Origin of the sequence: Rhizobium sp. Leaf311, assembly GCF_001423445.1 — a bacterium.
Lineage (GTDB): Bacteria > Pseudomonadota > Alphaproteobacteria > Rhizobiales > Rhizobiaceae > Agrobacterium.
In genome coordinates, this window is the sequence record NZ_LMNZ01000004.1 from 1 (window position 1) to 13,700 (window position 13,700).

Annotated in this window: 13 protein-coding genes and 1 tRNA gene; 5 read left to right on the forward strand and 9 right to left on the reverse strand. The window is 58.4% G+C overall.

Translation table 11 applies throughout. From position 1 onward, the window contains the following. Positions 1 to 316: 316 nt before the first annotated feature. The 4 genes from cysK to ASF69_RS05815 all read right to left on the reverse strand — a co-directional run bounded on the left by cysK (position 317) and on the right by ASF69_RS05815 (position 3,664). Positions 317 to 1,285, reverse strand: a complete 969-nt coding sequence (gene cysK / locus ASF69_RS05800) for a cysteine synthase A (protein WP_062586286.1) — start codon at positions 1,283 to 1,285, stop codon at positions 317 to 319. Positions 1,286 to 1,426: 141 nt separating this feature from the next. Then, the gene (locus ASF69_RS05805; RefSeq protein WP_062586288.1) at positions 1,427 to 2,044 is read right to left on the reverse strand and encodes a LysE family translocator; all 618 of its coding nucleotides are present in this window, start codon (positions 2,042 to 2,044) and stop codon (positions 1,427 to 1,429) included. Positions 2,045 to 2,235: 191 nt separating this feature from the next. Further along, positions 2,236 to 2,841: an EF-hand domain-containing protein gene (locus ASF69_RS05810; RefSeq protein ID WP_062586290.1), complete on the reverse strand. Its 606-nt coding sequence runs from the start codon at positions 2,839 to 2,841 to the stop codon at positions 2,236 to 2,238. Between the two features lie 103 nt (positions 2,842 to 2,944). Continuing rightward, on the reverse strand, positions 2,945 to 3,664 hold the full coding sequence (locus ASF69_RS05815) for a pyrimidine 5'-nucleotidase (RefSeq protein ID WP_062587169.1): 720 nt from the start codon (positions 3,662 to 3,664) through the stop codon (positions 2,945 to 2,947). A gap of 104 nt (positions 3,665 to 3,768) precedes the next feature. Between ASF69_RS05815 and ASF69_RS05820 the strand changes: the two genes are divergently transcribed. Next, a complete protein-coding gene (locus ASF69_RS05820; RefSeq protein WP_062587170.1) occupies positions 3,769 to 4,671 on the forward strand; it encodes a DMT family transporter in 903 nt (300 codons plus the stop codon). A gap of 51 nt (positions 4,672 to 4,722) precedes the next feature. Here ASF69_RS05820 and argB read toward each other — a convergent pair whose 3' ends face one another. Then, positions 4,723 to 5,607, reverse strand: coding sequence for an acetylglutamate kinase (argB, locus tag ASF69_RS05825; protein WP_062586293.1), 885 nt, complete (start codon positions 5,605 to 5,607; stop codon positions 4,723 to 4,725). Between the two features lie 236 nt (positions 5,608 to 5,843). On the opposite strand from argB, the gene ASF69_RS05830 reads away from it, so the two are divergent. Next, positions 5,844 to 6,221: a hypothetical protein gene (locus tag ASF69_RS05830; RefSeq protein WP_062586295.1), complete on the forward strand. Its 378-nt coding sequence runs from the start codon at positions 5,844 to 5,846 to the stop codon at positions 6,219 to 6,221. A gap of 77 nt (positions 6,222 to 6,298) precedes the next feature. On the opposite strand, the gene yihA is transcribed toward ASF69_RS05830, so the two are convergent. From yihA to rpmH, 4 genes are read right to left on the reverse strand one after another with little or no spacing between them, the layout of a single operon-like run. Beyond that, a complete protein-coding gene (gene yihA, locus ASF69_RS05835; protein WP_062586296.1) occupies positions 6,299 to 6,967 on the reverse strand; it encodes a ribosome biogenesis GTP-binding protein YihA/YsxC in 669 nt (222 codons plus the stop codon). Then, complete coding sequence (yidC, locus tag ASF69_RS05840) at positions 6,964 to 8,781, reverse strand: membrane protein insertase YidC (protein ID WP_062586299.1); 1,818 nt, start codon at positions 8,779 to 8,781, stop codon at positions 6,964 to 6,966. Before yidC ends, yihA begins: the two co-directional genes overlap by 4 nt. Beyond that, on the reverse strand, positions 8,781 to 9,164 hold the full coding sequence (rnpA, locus tag ASF69_RS05845) for a ribonuclease P protein component (RefSeq protein ID WP_062586301.1): 384 nt from the start codon (positions 9,162 to 9,164) through the stop codon (positions 8,781 to 8,783). Before rnpA ends, yidC begins: the two co-directional genes overlap by 1 nt. Before the next feature lie 30 nt (positions 9,165 to 9,194). Further along, complete coding sequence (rpmH, locus tag ASF69_RS05850) at positions 9,195 to 9,332, reverse strand: 50S ribosomal protein L34 (protein ID WP_010972613.1); 138 nt, start codon at positions 9,330 to 9,332, stop codon at positions 9,195 to 9,197. A 374-nt stretch (positions 9,333 to 9,706) separates the two neighbouring features. Between rpmH and ASF69_RS05855 the strand changes: the two genes are divergently transcribed. The 3 genes from ASF69_RS05855 to ASF69_RS05865 all read left to right on the forward strand — a co-directional run bounded on the left by ASF69_RS05855 (position 9,707) and on the right by ASF69_RS05865 (position 13,691). Beyond that, on the forward strand, positions 9,707 to 11,734 hold the full coding sequence (locus ASF69_RS05855; protein ID WP_062586303.1) for a methyl-accepting chemotaxis protein: 2,028 nt from the start codon (positions 9,707 to 9,709) through the stop codon (positions 11,732 to 11,734). Positions 11,735 to 12,031: 297 nt separating this feature from the next. Further along, a complete protein-coding gene (locus ASF69_RS05860; protein ID WP_244475436.1) occupies positions 12,032 to 13,378 on the forward strand; it encodes a HAMP domain-containing sensor histidine kinase in 1,347 nt (448 codons plus the stop codon). 236 nt (positions 13,379 to 13,614) lie between these two features. Further along, positions 13,615 to 13,691: transfer RNA gene (locus ASF69_RS05865), tRNA-Arg, on the forward strand. Positions 13,692 to 13,700 lie beyond the last annotated feature (9 nt).

Genomic DNA, 13,700 nt, shown 5'->3' on the forward strand with positions numbered 1-13,700 from the left:
TTATAGACTACCCAACGAGGCAGCTTGCAGCGCCCCGTCCGACATACCCATGGCCGCAAATGGCGATGGGGCCAGAGAATGCAGCATCCCACGGGCAGCCTCTGCCGCGTGAACGGCGAAGCTTGGAATAGAGGTCGCCGGGTTTTTTGACAGCACGAACAAGATGACGGATGCCCTTGCGACGGTCGCATCCAGATGCCGGCTCCCGGCGCGAAAACGGAAACGGTGTGGACATGCCAGACAAGTCACGCCTTTTCAGGCGAGGGGTCTGCACCATGCCCGGAGCAAACCCCTGTCAGGCCGGAACTGGCAGCCTTTAGAGACCCAGACCCTCGAAGAGCGCCGTGGACAAATAGCGTTCAGCAAAGGACGGGATGATGACGACAACAGTCTTTCCGGCATTTTCTTCCCGCGCGCCGACCTTGAGTGCGGCCGATAGGGCAGCACCTGAGGATATGCCGACCGGAACGCCTTCCAGCCGGGCAACTTCGCGGGCAGTTTCAAACGCTTCGTCATTGGTAATGGCGACGATTTCGTCATAGATCTGCGTGTCCAGAACGGCGGGTGCAAAGCCTGCCCCGATGCCCTGTATCTTGTGCGGGCCGGGATTTCCGCCGGAGAGAACCGGGCTGTCGGCGGGCTCGACAGCCACCACCTTGAGGTCCGGCTTGCGCGACTTCAGCACCTGGCCGGTACCGGTAATCGTGCCGCCGGTGCCAATCCCTGAGACGAAGATATCGATATTGCCCTGCGTGTCGTTCCAGATTTCCTCCGCCGTTGTCTTGCGGTGAATTTCGGGGTTGGCAGGGTTCTCGAACTGCTGCGGAATGACGGCATTTGGAATGGTTTCCGCCAGCTCATGCGCCTTGGCAATGGCGCCCTTCATGCCCTTCGGGCCCTCGGTCAGCACCAGCTCGGCGCCCAGAAGTGCCAGCATCTTGCGACGCTCGATCGACATGGTCTCAGGCATGGTCAGGATCAGCTTGTAGCCCTTGGCGGCAGCCGCAAAGGCAAGCGCGATGCCGGTGTTGCCGGAGGTCGGTTCAACCAGCGTTGTGGTGCCGGGCGTTATCCTGCCCTGCGCTTCCAGCGCCTCGATCATGGCAACGCCGATACGGTCCTTGACAGACGCAATCGGGTTGAAGAACTCCAGCTTGGCCAGGATTGTCGCCTTGACGTTATGCTCCTTCGCCAGCTTGTCGAGGCGCACCAGCGGCGTGTCGCCGATTGTCTCGGTGATCGAGGAATAAATCCGCCCGCGTCCGGGTTTTCTGGCTTCAGACATCACGTGCTCCCATGGTGCAAATGCAAGGTTTTTTGCAGAATAGGAGGAATGGCGCGCCGATGCCAGAGGATCGACATGCGTAAATTCCCGGCATCGGAGTATGTCGTTCTCATTTCAGGGCCAAACCCCGAAAGAATGACCTCAGCTTGTCCGCGTCGCAATCATTGCTGCGGTGGCTGCCAGAATTCCGGCTGCCGTCCGGTTGAGAATGGTCAGCGCCGACGGGCGCTTCAGAAGCAGCCGGGCCTTGGAGGCGAGCAGAATGTAGGGCAGCAGAACCGCCATCAGCACCGCAAATGTCACCGCCAGCAGCATTACATATTGCGTGGTGCCGATTGTGCGAATGTCAATCAGCGTGGGAACCAGCGCCACATAAAACAGCATCGTCTTGGGGTTTCCGAGCGTGATGAACAGGCCGGAAAGGAAGGACATGGTCATGCTAGTGCTTTTTCTGGCCTGCAGGTCCTGCGGCAGAAGCCCTGCCGTCCACAGCTTCCAGGCGATGTAGAGAAGATAGGCGGCGCCGGCAAATTTCAGCACCATGAAGGCTTCCTGAAACGTCTGTGCCACGAAGGCAAGGCCAAGGATGACAGCCGTGAGGTAGACCATGTCGCCCAGCACGAGGCCGAGCCCCATGAAAAAAGTTTCCCGAAAGCCGGATCCCAGCGCGCGTGCGACGATCGCCGTCATGCCCGGGCCGGGAATGGCGGCTGCGATGAAAAGGGCGGCAGCATAGGCGAGAAGTGTGGCGATGCTCACGGAACGGTCCTGTCGAAATGTGAAGATGCAGTGCGGGGCGTCCGGCTAGGTAACTGGGACCACAAGGGTGTCATTCGCCGCCGGATCGTGCAAATCTAGCACCGTCGCATGGCGCTCGCAAATACTGTTTGCGCACCAAAAAAGCCCGCCATGGCAGGCGGGCTTCAGCTTTGCTCATCGCTCAGATGCGATTACAGGAATGGACGGGCAGGCATGTCGTCAATATTGATGGCGCCATCCTTGTTCGTGTCCATCCGGGCGAACATCTTTTCTCCGGCGGCGGTGAACTCAGCCTTGCTGATCTGGCCGTTGCCGTCGGTGTCGGCCATGGCGAACATGCCGCCAAATCTGCCGCCGTGGCGACCCTTTCCGCCTTCCATTCTGGCTTCGTGCTTGCGGCCTTCATGGCGTTTGCCGTCGCGTTCCGCGTGTTCAGGACCACCCTTGCCCTCAGGGCCCTTGGCATCCGCCCGTTCTGGCCGTGGGTTGGCGGCGCGGAACTCTTCCATTTTCGCCCGGCGATAATCGCGCATTTCCTTGGGCGTGATGGATCCGTCCTTGCTCTGGTCGATGTCCGTAAACAGCGCGTCCTGGCGTGCCGCGAACTCTTCCTTGGTGATCTTGCCATCCTTGTTGGTGTCGGCAACCTTCAGCAGGTAGACGAAAGCCGCTTCGGGACGCATGTGCGGGCCATCCCGGTCTGGACCGCCGCGCGGGGCGGCCATCGTCATCGGGGCTGTGGTTGCCAGCAACAGGGCCGCGCCAAGAGCCGTAAGGGCGATTTTTCGTGTCGTCATTGTCGATACCTTTCAAATATGTCCCTGATTGAAAAGGTAGCGGCCCGCCTGTCTTTCCACCACTTAAAGATCAGTAATGTGGATGACAAATCGGTAACGTCGATCACTTCGCGGTCGTGGTCACACCCTGCAGGAAGGCCGTGAGGTCGTCGGTGATGAAGTCGATATGCTCGTCCGTCTCGGCAGGAATTTCCCACCTTTCCATGACGATGCCTTCGAGATTGCGCGGCACCAGAAGTACGGTCTTCATGCCCAGCGCCTTCGGTGCGGCGAGGTTGCGGGGCAGGTCTTCAAACATGGCCGCCTGCTTCGTATCCAGCTTGGCCAGTGCCGCAAATTTCTCGTAGGTCGCGCTGGCAGGCTTAGGCAGGAAGTCAGCCGCGACGATGTCGAAAATATCCTCGAAATGGTCCAGAATACCCAGAGCACCGGCGGCGGCCTGCGCATGCGGCACGCTTCCATTGGTCAGAATGAACTTGCGGCCGGGCAGGGCCTTGATCGCTTCTCCCAGTTCGGGGTTGGGCGACAGCATCGAGTAGTCGATGGCGTGGGCGCGTTCCAGAAAGGCATTGGGGTCGATGCCGTAGTGGATCATCAGCCCCTGAAGCGTGGTTCCGTGCTCGTGGTAATAGCGCTTCTGCAAGGCGCGCGCCTCGTCCGGCTCCAGTTGCAGGAGTTCCGCGACATAGGCGGTCATGTTCCTGTCGATCTGCGAGAACAGGTTCACCTCATGCGGGTAAAGCGTATTGTCGAGATCGAAGACCCATTCGGTCACATGGGAGAAATCGTCCGGCGTCGGTGCAGTCTGCGGTATCATTTTCATGTTGCTGTTATGCCCTTTTGTCAGCGTAAAGAAAATCGAAAAGGCGACTGTCTTTTCCTTTTCCGGCCTTGGGCGGCAGGGCCGCGGCATGGTACCCCATGGACATGGAACTCTGGATCCCCATCACCATCGCCGCTGCCTTCATGCAGAACCTGCGATCTGCCTTGCAAAAACATCTGCAGGGATCGCTCGGGACGCGTGGCGCAAGCTTCGTACGCTTCGGCTACGGATTTCCGATCGCCATTCTCTACGTGCTGTTTCTGCATCTTGGCGCAGGGCAGGGCTTGCCCGACTTCAGCGGCGCCTTCTTCATCTGGGCGGTGGTAGGCGGTCTGGCGCAGATTTTTGCGACCATGCTGCTCGTCCACCTGTTTTCGCTGCGCAATTTTGCGGTCGGCACCGCCTACTCGAAGACAGAGCCGGTTCAGGCCGCACTCTTCGGCTTCCTCATTCTCGGCGAAAAGCTGACGTCGGGCGCGGTGATCGCCATATTGGTCGGCGTTGCCGGTGTGATGATGATCTCCATGGCGCGGATGCCCTTGTCATGGCGCAACATGGTCGCCGCCATGACCAGCCGCACCGCCCTTATCGGTATCGCATCCGGCGGCATCTTCGGCATATCGGCGGTGGCCTATCGAAGCGCGTCGCTGGCGCTTGATGGCACGGGTCCCATCATGTCGGCGGCGGTCACGCTGGCATGTGTCACCAGTTTTCAAACCGTCTTCATGCTGGTGTGGATGGCGTGGAAGGACAAGCGGGAAATCGTGCAGGTGCTCGTCACCTGGCGCTCGTCGTCGCTGGTGGGCATCGCGGGAATTCTGGGTTCCGCCTGCTGGTTCACGGCCATGACGCTGCAGCAGGTGGCCTATGTGCGTGCGCTTGGGCAGATCGAGTTGATCTTCACCTTCATCGCGTCATGGTTTCTGTTCCGCGAAAAGACCAATCCCATGGAGCTGGCGGGCTGTCTGCTGATTGTCAGCGGCATTCTGGGGCTGCTGTTCTGGTAGGTGCACCCGGACGAGCAAGGCCGGGTGCAAAAAACAGGCTGACCTCAGCGATCAGGGAACGATGAGCGTGCCTGCGCCTTCGGTGAAGATTTCCAGAAGAACCGAATGCGGCGTCTTGCCGTTGAGGATGACAACGCCCTGAACACCCGCCTTGATGGCGTCGATGCAGGTCTCGACCTTGGGGATCATGCCGCCGGAAATCGTGCCGTCCTTGATCAGGGCGCGGGCCTGCGACACCGTCAATTCCTTGATCAGTTCTTTGTTCTTGTCGAGAACGCCCTCAACATCGGTCAGGAACAGCAGGCGGCTGGCATGGAGCGCGCCGGCGATGGCACCGGCAAAGGTGTCGGCATTGATGTTGTAGGTCGCGCCGTCACGACCGGGGGCGACCGGTGCGATGACCGGGATCATTTCGGATTTGGCCAACAGATCGAGCAGGGTCCGGTCGACTTCTACCACTTCGCCGACGAAGCCCAGATCGAGAACGCGCTCGATATTGCTGTCGGGATCGATGACGGTCTTCTTTGCCTTTTCGGCAAAGACCATGTTGCCGTCCTTGCCGCACAGGCCGATGGCCCATTCGCCCGTCTGGTTGATGAGGGCGACGATCTCCTTGTTGATCGAACCGGCCAGAACCATCTCGACAATCTCGACGGTCTTGGCATCGGTGACACGAAGACCGCCTTCGAATTTGGACTCGATGCCCATCTTGCCCAGCATGGCACCGATCTGCGGGCCGCCGCCATGGACGACGATGGGGTTGATACCGGATTGCTTGAGCAGGGCGATGTCTTCTGCGAAAGCCTTGCCGAGGCTACTGTCTCCCATGGCGTGGCCGCCATATTTCACGACGATGGTCTTGTTTTCATATTTCTGCATGAAAGGCAGGGCTTGCGCCAGAAGCCGGGCCTGCATTTCGCTTTCGGAAGTCGCCATGGGAAATAACCTCGTCATTGATTGCCGCGCTTTTAACCCAAGTTTTTGACAGATGAAACAAGCTAGGGATCCATCACGCGCAGAAATTTCAAACGTGATCGCGCAGACCCGCCCTGTCGGATTGACATATGGGCGCAATCGGACCAGCTTTGTCTGCGGGAGTGCGCGCGTCGTCCCGTTGGGCTGGCAGATCGTTTTGGAGGCGATGGCGCACAATGCCAGGAGTTTAGGGACGAATGACCTTGCCGGATCGGGAAAAGCGAAGCGGTTTGAAAGACGAGGTGCTTGCGGGCGAATATGTGCTCGGAGCGTTGAGCCCCGATGCCAGCGCCGAACTTGCCAAGCGGGTAAAGACCGATCGCCAGTTCGCGGCCATGGTTCGCCGCTGGCAGGAAAACCTCGCTGATGGAAACCGAAGCGACCAACGGACATTTTCGTCCTATGTCGATGCATCCATGGACCATGCCCTGCGTCGATCCAATGACCGGCTGCATCGCAGTATCTACGGGCGGTTCGCCATTGTTTCGGCTTTATGGAATTCGGTGCGCTTCTGGCGCCTGACGACTTCGGCGGCGCTGCTATGGGCAGCTGTCCTGCTCTTTTCTGCTTACTGAAAGCGGGATGTGCAAGGCCGGGACAGACTGTTTAGGGCCGGATGCAAAGCGAGGCGGCGTGAGCCACCTCGCAACAATCAGCTGATACCTACCGTCTTGCAGATTTCCGCACGCACCAGATCGAGCCCTGCGGATTTTTCGGATGACGTCGCCAGAACCTCGGGATAGGCAGCTGGACGCTTGCGAATTTTCTCAAGCGTTTCGTTGACGAGGCGCGGGACGCCCGCTTCCTTGATCTTGTCCGTCTTGGTCAAAATGATCTGGTAGGAGACGGCCGCCTTGTCCAATAGCGACAGGACGTCTTCGTCATTCTTCTTGATGCCATGGCGGGAGTCGATCAGCACATAGACGCGCTTGAGCGTGGCGCGACCGCGAAGATAATCGAATACCAGCTTGGTCCAGGCATCGACCTGATCCTTGGGCGCCTGCGCGTAACCATAGCCCGGCATATCGACAAGTGCCATCGGCGGAAGATCGCCCGCCTCGCCGGAGTAGCCCTCGGGAACGAAGTAATTCAACTCCTGGGTACGGCCCGGCGTGTTCGACGTGCGCGCCAGCCCGCGATGGCCGACGAGCGCGTTGATGAGCGAGGATTTGCCGACATTCGAGCGTCCGGCAAAGGCGATCTCGGGCGGACCTTCAGGCGGCAGGAACTTCATGGCGGGAACACCGCGAATGAAGATCCAGGGCCTTCCGAAGAGCGGCTTTTCCGTTGCCGGTTCGCCGCCTTTGATATCGCTGGTCATTTGGTTTCCACCGGCTTTCGCTTGAACAAGCCCTTGAGATTGTCAAACAGCTCGATCTTGGCACCGTGGCGCTTCATGATGAGAGCCTGCTGCGTGATGGACAACGTGTTGTTCCATGCCCAGTAGATGACGAGACCTGCGGGGAAGGACGCCAGCATAAAGGTGAAGACGAGCGGCATCCAGGTGAAGATAAGCGCCTGTGTCGGATCTGGAGGCGTCGGGTTCATACGCATCTGCATGAACATGGTGATGCCCATGATGATTGGCCAGACGCCGATCATCAATGCGTGCGGGACGTCATAGGGCAGAAGCCCGAACAGATTGAACAGAGACGTTGGATCCGGCGCAGACAGGTCGTGAATCCAGCCAAAGAACGGCGCGTGGCGCATTTCGATGGTGACGTAGATGACCTTGTAGAGCGCGAAGAAGACCGGAATCTGCAGCAACATCGGCCAGCAGCCGGCAACCGGATTGATCTTCTCTTCCTTGTAGAGCGCCATCATTGCCTGCTGCATGGCCATGCGGTCATCGCCATGCTTGGCTTTCAGCTCTTCCATCTTCGGCTGAACGCGCTTCATGTTGGCCATGGACGCATATTGCTTGCTGGCCAGCGGGAAGAACAGCAGCTTGACGACGATTGTGGTCAGCAGGATAGCCACGCCGAAGTTGCCAAAGTAACGGAAGAAGAAATCCATCAGTTTGAACATCGGCTTGGTGATGAAGTAGAACCAGCCCCAGTCGATCAGGAGATCGAATTTTGGAATGCTGTACTCAGCCTCGTAACGGTCAACCAGCGGCACTTCCTTTGCACCGGCAAAGACGAGGTTCTTCAGCTCAACCGACTGGCCGGGCGCAACGGTAACAGCGTCGCCGCGATAATCGGCCTGATACCGTGGCTGGCCATCCGTGAAGTGGGAGTAGCGGGCTTCAACAGGAAGGGTCTGCGGCGGCACAATGGCGGCAGCCCAGTACTTGTCGGTAATGCCAAGCCAGCCGCCGGTTGCCTTCGGTGTCGAGAAAGGCTTTTCCTCGATGTTCTTGTAGGACTCTTCCGTCAGGCTTCCATCGGTACCGGCAACGCCCAGAAAGCCTTCATGAATAACGAAGACGGCGGGTGTTGCGGGCTTGTTGTTGCGGGTGATGCGGCCATAGGTCGAAAACGACACCGGCTCCTGGCCAGGGTTCTCGATCTTGTCGGTGACCGAGATCATGTAATGTTCGTCAATCGCAAGCGTACGATTGAAAACAATGCCCTTTTCGTTGGTGAAAGACAGCGTGACCGGGGTTTTCTCGGTCAGCTTTGCGCCTTCAGGAGCGGTCCAGACGGTGGAGGGGCCAGGAACGGTGCCCACAGCATCACCGGCAATGAAGCCAAGCTCGGTAAAATAGCCATCCTTCGTATCGGAAGGAGAGAACAGGGTGATGATCGGGCTCGAGTCATCCACGGTCTCGCGGTAATCCTTGAGACGAATATCGTCGAGGCGTGCACCGTTGAGGTTGATGGAACCTGCAACCGCATTCGTTTCGATCTGGACGCGCTGAGACCTGCCAAGCGCTTCGTCACGCGAAACGGTCGCGGCCTGCTGGCTGGTGGAGCCGGGAAGGCTGCCTGCGGGTGCCGTCGAGCCGGGTGATGTTGCGCCAGGTGCGGGCGTCTGCGCCGTCTGGCTCTGCTGCGTCGCCTGCTGCGCCTGACGTGCCTCTTCGGCGCGGCGCTGCTGTTCGATGCGCGGGTTCATGTAAAGGAACTGCCAGGCTAGTACGATGACAACCGAAAGGCCTATCGCGATAAAGTAGTTGCGGTTTTTTTCCATCATTCTTTCCTGGAGCGGGTCTCCCGGGGGCGTCCGGATTTCGCGCGTCCCTCGATCCGCTCTATGAGCAAGTGTTCCAGTACGGCGAATTCGGTGTTCAATGCGTCCCTTCGGGCGACAATCACATAGTCATGCCCGGGCTTCATTGCAAACCCGGCTGAAAGCCTGACGGCTTCCCTCAAGCGGCGACGCATACGATTGCGTTCGACCGCATTTCCCTGCCGCTTCGTGACAGTAAAACCAACGCGCGGCGCGGTTTCGGGTTGGCGACGGTCCAGCACTTCCAGAAGAAATTTGCTGCCACGTCTCTTTTCCCCTGCCTGAACAGCAAGAAACTCCGGTCGATTTTTCAACCGACCGGGTATTTTCTTCTCATGCGTCATTTGCCACGACTTTCATCGGGCTACGGCCAATCAGGCCGAAAGACGGGCGCGACCGCGTGCGCGGCGAGCAGCCAGAACCTTGCGACCGCCGGCAGTAGCCATGCGCGCGCGGAAACCATGACGACGCTTGCGAACAAGCTTGGATGGCTGGAAAGTACGCTTCGACATTTATTTAATACCGCGGGGTGCGGCCCTTCTTGACTTTGTTCCTTATGGAACAAGAGCGTTTCGATTAACGTCCGGACCTCAGCGCAAGCGGTGAGATGCCCGAACGTGCGGGCTTATAAGGGCTTAGGGCCTGCAAAGTCAATCGCTGAGGGCCAAACCGGTCTCTCTGTATTTTTGATGAAAGTAAAATACAGCATATCTCGACCGGCTTTACGCTGGTTGGCGATGGCGTTTCTTCAAAATGGAAAACAGAAAAGGGTTACACGCAGAAATTCTTTATTAAGGGAGCATCGCTAAAGATAGTTATGGATGAATGCTATTTTCGAATTGTCTCATATTGATGTGGGATAGGGCATTTTTAGGGGGCTAAGCAGTTGAGAATACGGGGAAAGATCAACCTTCTGGTGGGGCTTCTAAGCCTTGTCGCATGTACGATCGGTGGTCTGTCGATCTATGCGATCAAAGAATATCAGAACCAGACGGTCGCGCTTGACATGATTGCCGATCGCGCGCGCCGTGGCGAGGCGCTGAACCGGCTCGTAACCGCTGTCGTTATGGAGGCGCGTGGTATCTACGCTGCCAAGGACAAGGAAGCCGCTGGCAAGTTTGCTGAAGGCCTGTTGAAGAACCTCAAGGATATGGATGCTCTTTTGAAAGAGTGGAAGCCACAGGTTCCTGCAGACCAGGCAGCCCAGTTCGCCAATCTCGAGAAACGTTTCGAGGAATTCCGCACATTCCGGACCGAGACTGCGCGCCTGGGTCGCGAAGTCAGCCCGCAGGATGCAAACGCGCAAGGCAACAACGAAGCCAACCGTGAGAACCGCAAGGCATATCAGGCTGAAATCGATGCCGTCGTGAAGGCTGACCTCAAGCAACTTTCCGAGTTCAAGGTTCATGTCGAAAACTTCGGACATACCATTTTCCTCGTCGTGGTGATTGTTACCGCAGCCGGTGTGATTGCAGGTATGCTGCTTGGTCTCTATATGGCCTCCAAGGAGCTGAGCGGTCCTATTCTCAAGCTGTCCGGCTCCATGAATGCCGTGGCGGAAGGTGATCTTGAGGCAGAGGTACCCTATCTTGGCCGCAAGGATGAAATCGGCGAGATGGCGGATGCCGTTCAGGTGTTCAAGCGCAACGGGCTGGAAGTCCGGCGGATGAATGCGCAGGAAGCCGCCATGCGTGCCAAGAGCGACGATCTGCAGGCTGGCATGGCCGAGGTCGTCAGCGCCGCAGCGGCCGGAGATTTTACCGCCCGCATCACCAAGGATTACGGCGACGACAACCTCAACCGCTTTGCGGCCAACATCAATTCGCTTCTGACCAGCGTCGACAACGGCGTGACGGAAACAGGACGGGTGATTGCAACGCTTGCAAATGGCGATCTGACGCAGACGATGAATGGCAGCTACCACGGCGTCTTCGCACAGCTGCAGTCGAATGTGAACGAGACGCTCTACAAGCTCAAGGGCACCATGTCCGAGGTTCGCGGAAGCACCGAGGGCATCAGCGGCAATGCCAACGAGCTTCGCTCTGCTGCTGATGATCTTTCTCGCCGCACCGAGCAGCAGGCTGCAGCACTGGAGCAAACCTCCGCCGCGCTTGACGAGATCACCGCTGTCGTTCGCAACTCAACCGACCGTGCGCAGGAAGCAAGCGTCATGGTCTCGGATACCAAGGAAAAGACGGCTCATTCCGCCAAGGTCGTGCGCGAAGCCGTTTCCGCCATGGGTCGTATCGAGCAGGCATCGCGCGAAATCAGCCAGATCATCAACGTCATCGATGAGATCGCTTTCCAGACCAACCTGCTGGCGCTGAATGCCGGCGTTGAGGCGGCGCGTGCCGGAGAGGCTGGCAAGGGCTTTGCGGTTGTTGCGCAGGAAGTTCGCGAACTGGCGCAACGTTCGGCCAACGCCGCCAAGGACATCAAGGCCCTGATCACCAAATCCGGCGAGGAAGTCGGCCATGGTGTGACACTGGTGCAGCGCACCGGCGAAGCCCTTGACGAAATCGAAAAGCGTGTGCTCGGCATCAACGACCACATCCACTCGATTGCAACGGCTGCAAAGGAGCAATCGACCGGCCTGCAGGAAGTCAACACGGCCATCAACCAGATGGATCAGGTGACGCAACGCAATGCCGCAATGGTCGAAGAGACGTCTGCTGCTACCCACAAGCTCAGCGCCGAAACGCAGAACCTGGTGGCGCTGGTTGGCCGCTTCCGGCTCGGCAACGATATTGCCGCCGCTCCGTCTTACGCGGCAGCACCTTCCAGACCGGCAGCCGCAACGTCGCGCTCTGCGCCCGTTTCGTCACCGGCCCGCAAGATGATGGGTAGCGTCGCCAAGGCCTTCAACGGCTCGGCAGCGGTTGCCCAGGTCAAGGACGACTGGCAGGAATTCTAAGCCTGCCAGGGCATGATCACCTCCGTTAACGCCGCCGCTTCTGGCGGCGTTTTCGTTCGTTCCGGCGCAAGAGTTTTCGTATCTCCTTGAAAATCTGGCCGAAGACCTCATTATAGCTTGGAATTCTGTCCCAGCGCCGATATGAAACCAGAGGCCCACGTATCAACAGGAACAGGCCTGGTGTTTTCGACAGTCATAAACAGGACCGATCGCGAGGATGCGGATCCGCAGAGCGAAGTGCCTGCCTTGACGAAGGGCTTGTCCGGCCGCCTGCTGCTGTTGACGGTGATCTTCGTGATGATCGCCGAAGTGCTGATCTTCGTCCCGTCCGTTGCGAATATGCGTCTCTCCTGGCTGCGAGACCGGCTGAACACGGCCGCGGCTGCCGGCGTGGTGATCGATGGCTTGCAGACGGAACTGCCCAGAAGCGTCCAGAACGACACGCTGCTGGCCACCGGCGCCAAGCTCATCGCCCTGAAGAAGGATGGGACATCCACGCTTCTTGCCGCCACCGAAGTGCCGCCGAGTGTGGACGATCAATACGACCTTTCCGACGTCTCGCAACTGGCCGCCGTGCGCGATGCTTTTTCCGTGCTCCTGTTTGGCGGCAACCGCGTCATCCGGGTGTTCGACGTCATCGGTGACAGCAACATGATCATCGAAATCGTCATCGGCGAGCATAAGCTCAGGGCCGCGATGATTGCCTATGCCGGAAACGTGCTGATGATTTCGGTCGCGCTGTCGCTGATCACCGCAAGTCTGATCTTCGTCTCCATCAATCGCATTCTGATCAGGCCCATACGAAGGCTGACGCTGGGTATGCAGGGATTTTCCGAGCAGCCGGACGATCCCGCGCGGGTGTTCAGGCCGGAGGATGGAAGCGATGAGCTGGCGGTGGCTGGTAGGCATCTGGCAGACATGCAGACGCAGTTGCAGAAAACGCTTCGGCAGCAAAAGAATCTGGCCGATCTTGGACTCGCCGTATCCAAGATCAATCATGACATGCGCAACATCCTGTCGTCGGCCCAACTCATGTCGGACAGGCTTGTGGATGTCGAAGATCCGATGGTGCGCAGTTTCGCGCCCAAGCTGCTTCGCACCATAGACCGGGCCGTGGGTTACACCAGCGAGGTTCTGGCCTACGGGCAGGCCACGGAGGGCGCGCCTAAAAGACGAATGATCGATCTGGATGAGCTGGTGCAGGATGTGAAGGATATCCTGGCGATCGATCCTGCTGGCGGCATCGATTTCATCGATAACGTGCCTCCCGGCTTGCGGATCGATGCGGACAGCGAGCAGCTGTTCCGCGTGCTCTACAATCTCTGTCGCAACAGCGTTCAGGCGCTGCAGCAGGCAAGTGACGAGGACTTCCCCGACAAGCGGCTGACGATAGCCGCGCAGCGCAACGGCCAGGTTGTGAGCATCGTGATTGACGATAACGGTCCGGGTATGCCGCAAAAGGCCAGAGAAAACCTCTTCTCGGCGTTCCGCGGTTCGGCGCGCTCCGGCGGTACCGGGCTTGGCCTCGTCATCGCACGGGAGCTCGTCCTGTCGCACAAGGGCACGATTGCGCTCGTCGAAAAGGCCGGGCTGGGCACGCAGTTTCGAATCGAGATCGCAGACCGCGCCGATCTCGATTCGTAAGCGCATCTGCAGGCGAAGTTAACCGCCGCCTTATTGCCAGCGCTAAACAGCAGGTCTAACGGCCTTTTCCAATGCGTGCGGTTTCGCAGTCATTCGGAAAATTGGAAAACCCAACATTTTCAATGGTTTGTAAAATTCATTGCAGGAAAATGACAAATTTCTAGCAAAATCGCTTGCATTCAACATGAGGACGTTTTAGAGGATCGCCACGCCAACGGAACATGTTTCTGCGGCACGCACCCGTAGCTCAGCTGGATAGAGCACCAGACTACGAATCTGGGGGTCAGGAGTTCGAATCTCTTCGGGTGCGCCATTCCATCTC

What these genes read in the sequence shown, in the direction of transcription:
- cysK (WP_062586286.1), bottom strand. Translation starts at nt 1,285, where the DNA reads ATGTCTGAAGCCAGAAAACCCGGACGCGGGCGGATTTATTCCTCGATC.
- ASF69_RS05810 (WP_062586290.1), bottom strand. Translation starts at nt 2,841, where the DNA reads ATGACGACACGAAAAATCGCCCTTACGGCTCTTGGCGCGGCCCTGTTG.
- ASF69_RS05815 (WP_062587169.1), bottom strand. Translation starts at nt 3,664, where the DNA reads ATGAAAATGATACCGCAGACTGCACCGACGCCGGACGATTTCTCCCAT.
- ASF69_RS05820 (WP_062587170.1), top strand. Translation starts at nt 3,769, where the DNA reads ATGGAACTCTGGATCCCCATCACCATCGCCGCTGCCTTCATGCAGAAC.
- argB (WP_062586293.1), bottom strand. Translation starts at nt 5,607, where the DNA reads ATGGCGACTTCCGAAAGCGAAATGCAGGCCCGGCTTCTGGCGCAAGCC.
- ASF69_RS05830 (WP_062586295.1), top strand. Translation starts at nt 5,844, where the DNA reads ATGACCTTGCCGGATCGGGAAAAGCGAAGCGGTTTGAAAGACGAGGTG.
- yihA (WP_062586296.1), bottom strand. Translation starts at nt 6,967, where the DNA reads ATGACCAGCGATATCAAAGGCGGCGAACCGGCAACGGAAAAGCCGCTC.
- yidC (WP_062586299.1), bottom strand. Translation starts at nt 8,781, where the DNA reads ATGGAAAAAAACCGCAACTACTTTATCGCGATAGGCCTTTCGGTTGTC.
- rnpA (WP_062586301.1), bottom strand. Translation starts at nt 9,164, where the DNA reads ATGACGCATGAGAAGAAAATACCCGGTCGGTTGAAAAATCGACCGGAG.
- rpmH (WP_010972613.1), bottom strand. Translation starts at nt 9,332, where the DNA reads ATGTCGAAGCGTACTTTCCAGCCATCCAAGCTTGTTCGCAAGCGTCGT.
- ASF69_RS05860 (WP_244475436.1), top strand. Translation starts at nt 12,032, where the DNA reads ATGATCGCCGAAGTGCTGATCTTCGTCCCGTCCGTTGCGAATATGCGT.